General features: G+C 65.9%; 9 protein-coding genes. 7 read left to right on the forward strand and 2 right to left on the reverse strand.

What is annotated here, in order from left to right:
* Positions 1-128 precede the first annotated feature (128 nt).
* The 3 genes from G3572_RS00775 to G3572_RS00785 all read left to right on the forward strand — a co-directional run bounded on the left by G3572_RS00775 (position 129) and on the right by G3572_RS00785 (position 3,030).
* On the forward strand, positions 129-1,277 hold the full coding sequence (locus G3572_RS00775; RefSeq protein ID WP_240335421.1) for a pyridoxal-phosphate-dependent aminotransferase family protein: 1,149 nt from the start codon (positions 129-131) through the stop codon (positions 1,275-1,277).
* 207 nt (positions 1,278-1,484) lie between these two features.
* Positions 1,485-2,261 (forward strand): gamma-glutamyl-gamma-aminobutyrate hydrolase family protein, encoded by a 777-nt coding sequence (locus tag G3572_RS00780; RefSeq protein ID WP_435530956.1) that lies wholly within the window; start codon positions 1,485-1,487, stop codon positions 2,259-2,261.
* An 82-nt stretch (positions 2,262-2,343) separates the two neighbouring features.
* Positions 2,344-3,030 (forward strand): D-lyxose/D-mannose family sugar isomerase, encoded by a 687-nt coding sequence (locus tag G3572_RS00785; RefSeq protein WP_164609864.1) that lies wholly within the window; start codon positions 2,344-2,346, stop codon positions 3,028-3,030.
* Positions 3,031-3,136: 106 nt separating this feature from the next.
* Here the strand turns inward: G3572_RS00785 and G3572_RS00790 are convergent, their stop codons facing one another.
* Both G3572_RS00790 and kynU read right to left on the reverse strand, forming a co-directional pair.
* The gene (locus G3572_RS00790) at positions 3,137-4,297 is read right to left on the reverse strand and encodes a L,D-transpeptidase (protein WP_164608774.1); all 1,161 of its coding nucleotides are present in this window, start codon (positions 4,295-4,297) and stop codon (positions 3,137-3,139) included.
* A 175-nt stretch (positions 4,298-4,472) separates the two neighbouring features.
* The gene (gene kynU, locus G3572_RS00795; protein WP_164608775.1) at positions 4,473-5,669 is read right to left on the reverse strand and encodes a kynureninase; all 1,197 of its coding nucleotides are present in this window, start codon (positions 5,667-5,669) and stop codon (positions 4,473-4,475) included.
* Between the two features lie 285 nt (positions 5,670-5,954).
* Between kynU and G3572_RS00800 the strand changes: the two genes are divergently transcribed.
* From G3572_RS00800 to G3572_RS00815, 4 genes are all read left to right on the forward strand, one after another.
* Positions 5,955-7,526, forward strand: coding sequence for a Re/Si-specific NAD(P)(+) transhydrogenase subunit alpha (locus G3572_RS00800; protein ID WP_164608776.1), 1,572 nt, complete (start codon positions 5,955-5,957; stop codon positions 7,524-7,526).
* Positions 7,527-7,539: 13 nt separating this feature from the next.
* Positions 7,540-9,042, forward strand: a complete 1,503-nt coding sequence (locus tag G3572_RS00805; RefSeq protein ID WP_164608777.1) for an NAD(P)(+) transhydrogenase (Re/Si-specific) subunit beta — start codon at positions 7,540-7,542, stop codon at positions 9,040-9,042.
* A gap of 184 nt (positions 9,043-9,226) precedes the next feature.
* A complete protein-coding gene (locus G3572_RS00810; RefSeq protein ID WP_164608778.1) occupies positions 9,227-10,510 on the forward strand; it encodes a DUF3422 family protein in 1,284 nt (427 codons plus the stop codon).
* A gap of 109 nt (positions 10,511-10,619) precedes the next feature.
* Positions 10,620-12,590 (forward strand): heme lyase CcmF/NrfE family subunit, encoded by a 1,971-nt coding sequence (locus G3572_RS00815; RefSeq protein WP_164608779.1) that lies wholly within the window; start codon positions 10,620-10,622, stop codon positions 12,588-12,590.
* Positions 12,591-12,592: the final 2 nt, after the last annotated feature.

The raw sequence follows: 12,592 nt of genomic DNA on the forward strand, positions 1-12,592 counted from the left end.
GAAGGCGCCTGATGATGGATGTGAAGTCCTTTGGTTCGACCCGGCCACAGCCTGACGCGCGGCCTGCAGCCGTGCGGCCCGACCTGTCGCGCGGTCGCGGCTATCTTGCGATTCCGGGGCCATCGGTGATGCCGGACCGGGTGCTGAATGCGATGCACCGCGCGGCCCCCAATATCTATGCGGGTGATCTGACCGAGATGGTGGTGGAGATGTGGCCCGATCTGCGCGCGGTGGCGGGCACCACGCAGCATGTCGCGGCCTATATCGGCAATGGCCATGCCGCGTGGGAGGCGGCGAATGCCAATCTGTTCAGCAGGGGCGATCTGGCGCTGGTGCTGGCCACGGGGCGCTTTGGCCTTGGCTGGGCGGAAAGCGCGCGGGCGATGGGTGTCGAGGTGGAGGTGATGGACTTCGGCACCTCGGCCCCGGTCGATATGGCGCGGGTGGAGGCGCGGCTCCGGGCCGACGGGGCGGGCCGGATCAAGGCGGTGCTGACGACGCATGTCGACACGTCAAGCTCGGTGCGCACCGATATTGCCGCCTTGCGCGCGGCGATCGATGCGGCGGGGCATCCGGCGCTGCTCTGTGTGGATTGCATCGCCTCGCTGGGATGTGATGAATACCGCATGGATGACTGGGGCGTCGATCTGACCGTCGCGGCGAGCCAGAAGGGTCTGATGACCCCGCCGGGCATGAGCTTTGTCTGGTTTTCGGAAAAGGCGCGGGCGGTGGGGGCGCAGGCCGATCTGCGCACGCCCTATTGGGATTGGCGCAAGCGGGCCGAGCCGGAGGAGTTCTGGCAGTATTGGGCCGGAACCGCGCCGACGCATCACCTTTACGGTTTGCGCGAGGCGCTGAACATGTTGCATGAAGAGGGCATGGCGCAGGTCTGGGCGCGCCACGAGGTGCTGGCCCGCACGGTCTGGGCCGCCTTCGAGGCATGGGGCGCGGGGCATCCGCGGATCGGGCTGAATGTGGCCGACCCCGCGCATCGCTCGCGCGCGGTGACAGCGGCGCGTCTGGGCGCGCCGGATGCCACGCGCCTGCGCCAGTGGACCGAGGCGCAGGCGGGGGTGACGCTCGGCATCGGGCTCGGGATGGCTCCGCCCGGCGATCCGGAATGGCACGGCTTTTTGCGGGTGGCGCATATGGGGCATGTCAATGCGCATATGACGCTGGGCGCGCTGGCGGTGATGGAGGCGGGGCTGATCGCGCTGGACATTCCGCACGGGGCGGGGGCGCTGGACGCGGCGGCGAAGGTGATCGCCGCAGGCTGAGGCAGACGATTTTTCTGCGAACAACCGTCGCTTGACGCTCTGGGCGGCGGGCATTCTGCCTTGCGCGGGTGCGGCGCTGCCTGTTTTTTGCGCCGGTGGCGCTGCGCCTCGTCTGTGCGCGGGTGCGGACTTGGCCCGCGCGGTCTTTGTGCCTATTCTGGGGGCATGCAAAATGACTGTGGTGGCTTGTCCATGTCCCATCCCTCTGTGCGCCGCCCTGTGGTCGGCATCATCGGCAACATGAGCCTGCTCAACGAGAGCTATCCCGTGCATGCCGGTGGCACGATGAATTCCGAAGCGGTGGCCGAGGTTGCGGGCTGCCTGCCGCTGATCATCCCGTCCGATCCGCGCCTTGTGTCGGTAGCCGAACTGCTGGAGCTTTGCGATGCCTTCCTGCTGACGGGCGGGCGGCCCAATGTCCACCCGAGCGAATATGGCGAGGACGAGACGCCCGCGCATGGCAGCTTTGACCGTTGCCGCGATGCGATCACCCTGCCGCTGGTGCGCGCATGCATCGAACGCGGGCAACCGATCTTGGGGATTTGCCGCGGCTTTCAGGAGGTGAATGTGGCGATGGGGGGAACGCTTTTCCCCGAAATCCGCGATCTGCCGGGGCGGATGAACCACCGCATGCCGCCCGATGGCACGCTGGAGGAGAAGTTTGCCCTGCGCCATCCGGTGCGCTTTACCCCCGGCGGGGTGTTCCATCATCTGATGGGGGCCGAGGAGGTGATGACCAATACCCTGCACGGGCAGGGCATCAACCGCCCCGGTGCGCGCATCGTGATCGACGGCACCGCGCCGGATGGCACCCCCGAGGCGATCTATGTGCAGGGCGCGCCGGGGTTCACGCTTTCGGTGCAGTGGCACCCCGAATGGAACGCGGCGGGCGATCCGGTGTCGCGCCCCCTGTTCACCGCCTTTGGCCGCGCGGCGGCGGAATGGGCGGCGGGGCGGCGGCCCGCGCTGGCGCGCAGCGCCTGAGCGCTTGTTTGCGCTAACGGGGGCGGTATACTCGCCGCCAGAGCCCGAGGAGGATGCCGTGACCCAACCGACCCCCCATTCCATGACGCGCAGCCGGATCAACGAGATCATGGCGGCGGCGGACGAGATGATCCGCCAGTATGGCTTTGTGCTGCCGCCCTTTGCCTATTGGACGCCCGAGCAGTTCCGCGCGCAGAAGGCGCAGGCGGGGCGCATCATCGGATCGCGCATGGGATGGGACATCACCGATTACGGGCAGGGCCGGTTTGACGAGATGGGGCTGTTCCTGTTCACCTTGCGCAATGGCGATCTGGCGGACCTCCAGCGCGGGGGCGGCATGTGCTATGCCGAAAAGCTGCTGATTTCGCGTCAGGACCAGCTTTCGCCGATGCATACCCATGTCATCAAGGCCGAGGATATCATCAACCGCGGCGGGGCCACGCTGGTGATCGAGCTTTACGGCAGCGACGATCAGGGCCGTTTTGCCCGCGACCGTGGCGGCGTGGTGCGGTGCGACGGGATCGAGCGCGCCTATGGCCCCGGCGACAAGCTGAAGCTGGCACCCGGCGAGAGCGTGACGTTGATGCCGGGCGACTGGCATGCGTTCTGGGGCGAGGGCGGCGATGTGCTGATCGGCGAAGTCTCCACGGTGAATGACGATCTGACCGACAATATCTTCGTGGAGCCGATCGGGCGCTTTGCCGAGATCGAGGAAGACGTGGCGCCGACGCATCTTCTGGTCAGCGATTATGACCGCTGGTTGGCCTGACCTTCCCTTCCGGTAAAGGAAAACGCGCGCATCGGGGGATGCGCGCGTTTTTGTTGGGCGAAGGTCCCGATCAGGCCGGCAAGGCTGCGGGCCTGGTTTTGCGGGCCTAATTCTGCGGGCAGAGCCCGTTGACCAGCGGCACGGCGCAGGATGCAGGAGCGGCGGGGGGTGTTGCCGCGGGCGGCGTGGCCGTCGTGGGCGGTGTGACGCCCGTCGTTGCGGTGGTCGGCGCGGTGGCGCCGGGGGTCACAGCGGTGGGCGTTGTGGCCGGCGGTGTCGGCAGCGTCGGGGCGGTGACGGCGGGCGCAAGCGGCGTGGTCAGGGCCGGTGTCGTGCCGGGTGTCACGCTCGGCGCGGTCGGGGTGGCCGAGGGCGTAACGGGGGGCGTCAGCGGTGCGACGACCGGAGTGGGCTGCGCTGTGCCGGTGGTGGTGTCTGCCGGTGCGGTCGACATCGGGCCGGCCAGCGGCGCGGTATCAGCGGCGGGGGCGGGAAGCGTTGCGGCATCGGCGGCGCTGGCGACCGCAGGGGCAGGCGCTTCGGCCGGTTTTTTCTTCTTGGGAGCAGGCGGCGGCAGTTTCAGGCCCTGTGGCATCTCGCCCTTGGCGGTCAGCACGATGACCTTGGCCCCGTCCGGCACGCGGTTGTAGAGGTCCATCACGTCCTGATTGATCATGCGGATACAGCCGGAGGAGGCGTTCTTGCCGATCGACCACCAGTCAGGCGTGCCGTGGATGCGGTAGCCGTAATCGACACCATTCGTCGTCAGATAGAGCGCGCGCGCGCCAAGCGGGTTGGTCGGCCCGCCGGGCTGGCCCTTTTCCCATTTCGCAAGCTCGGGCTTACGTTCGATCATTTCTTTCGGCGGGGTCCATGTGGGCCATTGGCGGCGGTTGGTGACAAGCGCCTGACCGGACCATTCAAAGCCTGCCGCGCCGACGGAAATACCGTAGCGGATCGCCTTGTTGTTGCCGGTGATGAAATAGAGATGCTTGGTCGCCGGATTGATGATGACGGTGCCGGGCGCTTCGGTAGAGGGGAAATCCACGATCTGGCGCTGGAATTGCGCGGGCACCTTGGCGGTGTCGATGGCCGGAATGGCGATGCCATTGTCGGAGGTGGCCAGATAGATGCCTTCTTGCGGCACCGATGCCGGGGCAGGTGTTGCCGTGGTGGAGGCCGTCGAGGTGGTCGTGGTCGGCACACAGGCCGCCAGACCCGCCGAGACGGTGAAGGCGAGCAAGGCCCGGAGTGCAAAAGCTGACATTTGGAATTCCCGTTGACTGTAGAAGCAGAGGCCCGAAAACCCCGTGCGCCGTGTGATCGAGCCTAGCCGAGGTGGCAAGAGACGTCAAAGCCCCTGCGCAAAGACTTGCCCAATCACGCCCCGCCTCGCGCAAGCGTGATTTGGTCGCGAAGGGGGCGGGAATCGGCAGCTCGGGTCAGGTCACCTTGGCGCGGGCCTTGAATTCGGGCCGGTCCCAGCTGCCGCTGGCCATGATCTTGGCAAGGATGGCGACCGCCCCCTCGACATCGGCATCGGAGGTGTAGAGCGGGGTGAAGCCGAAGCGCAGGATGTCGGGCGCGCGGAAGTCGCCGATCACACCTTGGGCGATCAGCGCCTGCATGATGGCATAGCCTTCGGGGTGGCGGAAGCTGACCTGACTGCCGCGCTGCGTGGCATCGCGGGGGGAGGCGAGGGCCAGATCGGGGCAGGTGGCCTCGACCCCGGCGATGAAGGCCTCGCAAAGCGCGACGGAACGCGCGCGCAGGGCCTGCATGTCGACGGTGTCCCAGATGTCGAGACTGGCCTCGAGCGCGGCCAGTTGCAGGATGGGCGGCGTGCCGACGCGCATCCGCTCGACCCCTGCGCCGGGGCGGTAGGCCAGATCGAAGGCGAAGGGCGCGGCATGGCCGAGCCAGCCCGACAGCGCGGGCAGCGCCCTGTCCTGATGGCGGGGAGCGACATAGATGAAGGCCGGACCGCCGGGGCCGGAGTTGAGGTATTTGTAGGTGCAGCCCACCGCAAAGTCGGCCTTGCATCCGGCAAGTTCCACCGGCAGCGCGCCTGCCGAATGGGCCAGATCCCAGACCGCGATGGCACCTTTTTCGTGGGCAAGCGCGGTGAGTGCCGCCATGTCGTGCATGCGGCCCGTGCGGTAATCCACCTGCGTCAGCATCAGCACCGCAACCTCGTCGGTGATCGCCCCCGCCACGTCTTCGGGGGCGACGGTGACAAGGCGGTAGTCGGGGCCGAGGGTGCGGCACAGCCCTTCGGCCATGTAGAGATCGGAGGGGAAGTTGCCGGTGTCGGAGAGGATGACCTTGCGGCCCGGCACCATGTCGAGGGCGGCGGCAAGGGCCTGATAGACCTTGATCGACAGGGTATCGCCAAGGACGACCGAGTCCGGCTCTGCCCCGATCAGACGGGCGATGCGGTTGCCCTGCTTCATCGGCTGGTCCATCCAGCCGGCAGCGTTCCAGCCGCGGATGAGCATCTCTCCCCATTCCTTGGTCACGCAATCCGCGACACGGGCGGCGGCGCTGCGCGGCAGGGGGCCGAGCGAATTGCCGTCAAGGTAGATCACTCCCTCGGGCAGGTGGAACAGGGCGCGGGTGGCTGCAAAATCGGTGGTCATCGGCTGGCCTTGTGCTGTTTGCAGGCACTTTGGCGAAACTGTCGCGGCGCGCAAGCGACCAGCGCCGCTTTGGCTGTTGCATTTGCAATAAATTTGCCGCTAGCCCATAGCGAAGGGCGCGGTGCGGGTTGCCTGCTTTGGCCGCGGATGTCGCGATCTGCGATAGAAATGCCGCAAATGTGGAGAAGTGTGTGAAATAATCTTGCGCGGTGCTAATTGGGTCGCAATAGAGGGCCGGACCTTTGCGGGAACGCAGGGACGGAGCTGAACATCGGGGGAGATACTGTGAAGATCGGGGCACCGAAAGAGATATTCGAGGGCGAGAATCGCGTTGCGATGACGCCCGAGTCGGCGGTTCAGCTGATCAAGCTGGGCCATGCCTGTGTGATCGAGACGGGCGCAGGCGCGAAGGCGGGATTTTCCGATGCGGTCTATCAGGCCGCCGGGGTCGAAGTGGTGCCAAGTGCCGCCGCGCTCTACGAGACCGCCGATGTGGTGGTCAAGGTGCGCGGACCCGAGGCCGATGAAGCGCGCCTGCTGCGCAGCGGTCAGACGCTGATTTCCTTCTTCTGGCCTGCCCAGAACCCGGATCTGCTGGCGCAGGTGGCGGCGCAGGGCGCGACCGTGGTGGCGATGGACATGGTGCCGCGCATCAGCCGCGCGCAGAAGATGGATGCGCTGTCCTCGATGGCCAATATCGCGGGCTATCGCGCGGTGATCGAGGCGGGCAACAACTTTGGCCGCTTTTTCACCGGTCAGGTGACAGCCGCGGGCAAGGTGCCGCCGGCCAAGGTGCTGATCGTGGGGGCGGGTGTGGCCGGTCTTGCCGCCATCGGCACCAGCGTGAGCCTTGGCGCCATCGTGAATGCCTTTGACGTGCGCCCCGAAGTGGCCGAGCAGATCGAATCGATGGGGGCGAGTTTCGTGTTCCTCGAGTTCGAGGAAAAGCAGGACGGCGCCGCAACCGGCGGCTATGCCGCGCCCTCTTCCCCCGAGTTCCGCGAGAAGCAGCTTGCCAAGTTCCGCGAGCTTGCGCCCGAGATGGATATCGTCATCACCACCGCCCTGATCCCCGGACGGCCCGCGCCGAAGCTGTGGACCGAGGACATGGTGGCGATGATGAAGCCCGGTTCGGTCATCGTGGACCTTGCCGCCGAACGGGGCGGCAACTGCGACCTGACGGTGCCGGACCAGAAGATCGTGACCGAAAACGGCGTGACCGTTGTCGGTTATACCGATTTCCCGAGCCGGATGGCGGCGCAGGCATCGACGCTTTATTCCAACAATATCCGTCACATGCTGGCCGATCTTACACCGAAGAAAGATGGTGTGATCGCCCATAACATGGAAGATGACGTGATCCGCGGTGCGACCGTGGCTCATGCGGGCGCGGTGACCTATCCGCCGCCGCCGCCCAAGGTTGCGGCCATCGCTGCCGCCAAGCCCAAGGAAAAGGTCAAGGAACTGACGCCGGAGGAGCGCCGCGCGCAGGAAACGGCGGCCTTCAAGGCGCAGACCAAGCAGCAGGTCACGCTTCTGGCGATCGGCGGGGCGCTGATCCTTGCCGCCGGTCTGGTGACGCCGCCGAGCTTCATGCAGCATTTCATCGTGTTCGTGCTGTCGGTCTTCATCGGGTTCCAGGTGATCTGGAATGTCTCGCACAGCCTGCACACGCCGCTGATGGCGGTGACCAATGCGATCTCGTCCATCGTGATCCTCGGCGCGCTGATCCAGATCGGGTCGTCGAGCCTGCTCATCACGCTTCTGGCCGCGCTGGGCGTGCTGATGTGTGCCGTCAACATCTTCGGCGGCTTCCTTGTGACACGGCGCATGCTCGCCATGTTCCAGAAATCGTAAGGAGACGGGACAGATGGATTACGGTTTCACATTCGCCGCCTATGCGGTTGCGGCGGTCCTGTTCATCCTGAGCCTTGGCGGGCTGTCGGGGCAGGAGAGCGCCAAGCGCGCGGTCTGGTACGGCATTGCGGGCATGGCGCTTGCGATTGTCGCCACGCTGATGGGTCCGGGGCAGGGGTTGTGGGCGGTCAGCCTGATCCTGATCGCCCTTGGCGGGATCGTGGGGTATCAGCTGGCCACCAAGGTGCAGATGACCCAGATGCCCGAGCTGGTCGCCATCATGCACAGCCTTGTGGGCCTTGCGGCGGTGTTTGTCGGCTTCAACGCCGATCTGCAGATCAGCGCCGTGACCGGAATGCTGGCGGGCGCGGGCATCGACCGCTGCGATCCGGTGTTCAGCGCGATCACTTGCGCCGAGAAGTTCGGGCAGGCGGGATTGTTCGATGGCATTTCCAGCTTTGGCGCGTTGATTGCCAAGAAAACCGCGGTGGAGATCACCATCCTGCGCATCGAATTGGTGCTGGGGATCTGGATCGGCGCGGTGACCTTCACCGGATCGGTGATTGCCTATGGCAAGCTTGCGGGCAAGGTGAACTCGGCGGCCAAGCAGCTTCCGGGCGGGCATATGCTGAACGCGGCGGCGGCCATCGGGTCGGTGGTGCTGGCGGCGATGTATCTGAACGACGCGGGAAGCTGGACGCTGATCCTGCTGGCGGTGCTGGCGCTGTTCATCGGCTATCACCTGATCATGGGGATCGGCGGGGCCGACATGCCGGTGGTGGTGTCGATGCTGAACAGCTATTCCGGCTGGGCGGCGGCGGCCATCGGCTTCAGCCTTGGCAATGACCTGCTGATCGTGGTGGGCGCGCTTGTCGGCTCGTCCGGCGCGATCCTGAGCTACATCATGTGCAAGGCGATGAACCGCAGCTTCATCAGCGTGATCCTTGGCGGCTTCGGCGGCACTTCGGGGCCGCAGATGGAGGTCACGGGCGAGCAGATTGCGATTGATACCGAAGGTGTGGCGGCGGCGCTGAACGAGGCGGACAGCATCATCATCATTCCGGGTTACGGCATGGCGGTGGCGCAGGCGCAGCAATCGGTCAGCGAGTTGACGCGCAAGCTGCGCGCCAAGGGCAAGACGGTGCGCTTTGCCATCCATCCCGTCGCGGGGCGTCTGCCGGGGCATATGAACGTGCTTCTGGCCGAGGCGAAGGTGCCCTATGACATCGTGCTGGAGATGGACGAGATCAACGAGGATTTCCCCTCGACCGATGTGGCCATCGTGATCGGCTCGAACGACATCGTGAACCCGGCGGCGCAGGAAGACCCGAACAGCCCGATTGCCGGGATGCCGGTGCTGGAGTGCTGGAAGGCCAAGCAGGTGTTTGTCAGCAAGCGCGGGCAGGGAACGGGGTATTCGGGGATCGAGAACCCGCTGTTCTACAAGGACAACACGCGGATGTTCTATGGCGATGCCAAGAAGTCGCTGGATGCGCTGTTGCCGTTGATCGACTGACCTGCACGGTTATTCTGCGAAAACTCCCCCGAAGGCCCCGGCGTTTGCCGGGGCCTTCGACATTCGCGCAACAGCGGCACGGCATACTGGCGTATGCCTGCAATTCGCTTTTCCACGCGCCGGTCTGCGGCCTAAGTCTTGGCAGGGGCGGAACGGCCGCCCTGTTGACCGCCGAGTTTGATCCATGCCCAGCTTTGCCGACCATCCCCAGCGCTATGCCATCGTGAACGAGTTGCACGCGCGCCCCTTTCCGGCCATCGAGGTGCCGGGGACGGCGGTGTATCTGGCGATCAAGGAGCCGGAGGATGCTGCCAACCGCGACCGCAAGCGGGACCGCGCGCATCTGCTGGACCTGCTGGACCGCAACGGCAGCGCCCATCCGCAGCCCGAGGCGACGCATTTCTTTGGCGAGATCGGTCGCCACCAGTTGAAATGGGAGAGCCATACCGAGTTCGTGACCTATTCGGTGTTCGGCAAGGGCGTGTCGGCGCGGGCCTTCGATCCGACCGAGGCGGGGGTGTTTCCCGAGGACTGGCTGGCGCGGGCGCCGGGCAAGCGGCTGTGTTCGGTGCTGATCCGTATCGAGCATATGCCCGAGGACGAGGCAGAGGCCCTGGCCCGGCTGGAGGACTGGTTTGTCGGCGAAAGCCTTGCCGTGTCGAAGGTGGTCGACGGGGCGGCGATCGTGGCGGGGGATTTCCGCATCGATCCGGCGGGGCATATGCGCTTTGCCGTGTTCGTGCGGCCCGGCACCTCGCCGCGCCGGGTGGGGCGGATCGTGCAGCGGTTGTGCGAGGTAGAGACATATCGCGCGATGTCGATGCTGGGTCTGGTGCGGGTGCGGCATCTGAACGGGCGGCTGAACGCGCTGGACCCGCGGCTTTCGGCGCTGGTGACGGCGCTGGATGGCAACGAGCGCAGCGCCGAGGCGATGCTGCATGACCTGCTGGCCATCTCGGCGGAGCTGGAAAGCCTGTCGGTGAAATACACCTTCCGCTTCGGGGCGACGGCGGCCTATGAGGCCATCGTGAACCAGCGGATCGAGGTGATGCGCGAGGCGCGGATCAACGGGCGCCAGACCTTTGCCGAGTTCATGATGCGCCGCTATGATCCTGCGATGCGCACGGTGAAATCGGCCGAAAGCCGGTTGCGCAGCATGGCGGAGCGGGCGGCACGGGCGGCGGAACTGCTCAGCACGCGGGTGGATGTGGACCGCTCCGCGCAGAACCAGAAGCTGCTGGAAAGCATGGACCGCCGCGCGGATGTGCAGCTGCGCTTACAGCGCACGGTGGAAGGGCTGTCGACGGTGGCGATCAGCTATTACGCGATCAACCTTGCCAGCTATGCGATCTATCCGGTGACCGAGGCCTGGGGCATCTCGAAGGGGATGGGCACGGCGGTGCTGACGCCGGTTGTGCTGCTGGCGGTCTGGCTGATGGTGCGGCGTATCCGGCATCATCTGGATTGAACCGGCCCCGCGCGGCCCTGCAAAACTGTGACCGCGACACGGGCGCGCATCCCATAGCGCCGGATGCGGTTTGGGCCTATGATCTGCACAGCAGCTTGGGAGAGATCGCATGATCGTCGAGTTTGGTCATTTTGCCTTGGTTCTGGCGTTGGCGGTTGCCCTGGTGCAGACCGTGGTGCCGATGTGGGGAGCCTACCGCCGCGATCCCGCCCTGATGGCGGTGGCGGAGCCTGCGGCAATGATCCAGTTCGTTCTTGTCCTGGCAAGCTTTGCGGCGCTGACCTATGCCTTTGTGATGTCGGACTTTTCGCTGAGTCTGGTGGTGCAGAATTCGCACACTCTCAAGCCCATGCTCTACAAGGTGTCGGGTGTCTGGGGCAACCATGAGGGGTCTTTGCTGCTCTGGGTGGTGATCCTTGCGCTGTTCGGGGCCTGCGCGGCGTGGTTTGGCGGCAATCTGCCGCCGACGCTGCGCGCGCGGGTGATTGCGGTGCAGGGGTCCATCGGCGTGGCTTTTCTTCTGTTCATGCTGTTTACCTCGAATCCGTTCCTGCGGCTGGCGGTGCCGCCCTTGGACGGGATGGACCTGAACCCGCTGCTGCAAGACCCCGGCTTGGCCTTTCACCCGCCGTTCCTCTATCTGGGCTATGTCGGGCTGAGCATGGCGTTTTCCTTTGCGGTCGCCGCGCTGATCGAGGGGCGGGTGGATGCCGCATGGGGTCGCTGGGTGCGTCCGTGGACGCTGGCGGCATGGGTGTTCCTGACCATCGGCATCGCGCTAGGGTCCTGGTGGGCCTATTACGAGCTTGGCTGGGGCGGGTTCTGGTTCTGGGACCCGGTGGAGAACGCGTCCTTCATGCCGTGGCTGCTGGCGGCGGCGCTGCTGCATTCCGCCATCGTGGTCGAAAAGCGCGAGAGCCTGAAGGCGTGGACGATCCTGCTGGCGATCATGGCTTTTGGCTTTTCGCTGATCGGCACCTTCATCGTGCGGTCAGGGGTGATCACATCTGTGCATTCCTTCGCCAATGACCCCGAGCGCGGGGTGTTCATTCTGATGATCCTCGGCGTGTTCATGGGCGGCGCGCTGACGCTGTTCGCCTTCCGTGCGGGGGCGATGGAGGCCAAGGGCATCTTTGCGATGGTCAGCCGCGAGTCGGCGCTGGTGGCGAACAACCTGCTGCTCTCGGTGGCGGCCTTTGTGGTGTTCATCGGCACCATCTGGCCGCTGCTCGCCGAGCTGTTCTTTGACCGCAAGCTGAGCGTGGGCGAGCCGTTCTTCAACGCGGCGTTTTCGCCCTTTGCGGTGGCGCTGGCGCTGATCCTGCCGGTGGGTGCGATGATGCCGTGGAAGCGAGGCGAGATCCTGCGCGCCTTTCGCCCCCTGATGCCGGTGGCAGTTCTGGCCTTTGCGCTGGCCGCCCTTGTCTGGTCGATGCAGACAGGACGCACGGCGCTCGGGCCGGTGGGCGTGGGCCTCGGGATCTGGGTGGTGCTGGGCGCGGTGGTCGATCTGTGGAGCCGCACGGGGCGCGGGCCGCTGGCGGGACGTCTGGCCCGTCTCGGGCGCCTGCCGCGCGCCGACTGGGGCAAGGGGACAGCGCATATCGGCCTTGGCATCACGGTGTTTGCGGTCTGCGCCATGCTGGCGTGGAAGACCGAGGATATCCGCATCGTGCAAGAGGGTGGCAGCTATCCCCTGGGGCCTTACGAGGTGACACTCGATTCCGTCGATGAGGTGCAGGGGCCGAATTACATCAGCACCATGGCCACGATGACGGTGCGGCGTGACGGCGCCGTGGTGGCCCGGCTGACCCCCGAGAAGCGCGTCTATCCGGTGCAGAACATGCCCACCACAGAGGCGGCGATCGATTACGGTTTCCTGCGCGACATCTATCTGGTGATTGGCGATCCGCAGGCCAATGGCGGCTATGCGGTGCGCTCCTATATCGAGCCCTTTGCCAATTGGCTTTGGGCGGGCTGCCTGATCATGTCCTTGGGCGGGCTGCTGAGCCTGACCGACCGGCGCTACCGCGTGGCGGCGGGGGCGAGCCGCCGCACCGCTGCGGTTCCGGCGGAGTGAGG

Source organism: Pseudotabrizicola algicola (genome assembly GCF_010915705.1).
Lineage (GTDB): Bacteria > Pseudomonadota > Alphaproteobacteria > Rhodobacterales > Rhodobacteraceae > Pseudotabrizicola > Pseudotabrizicola algicola.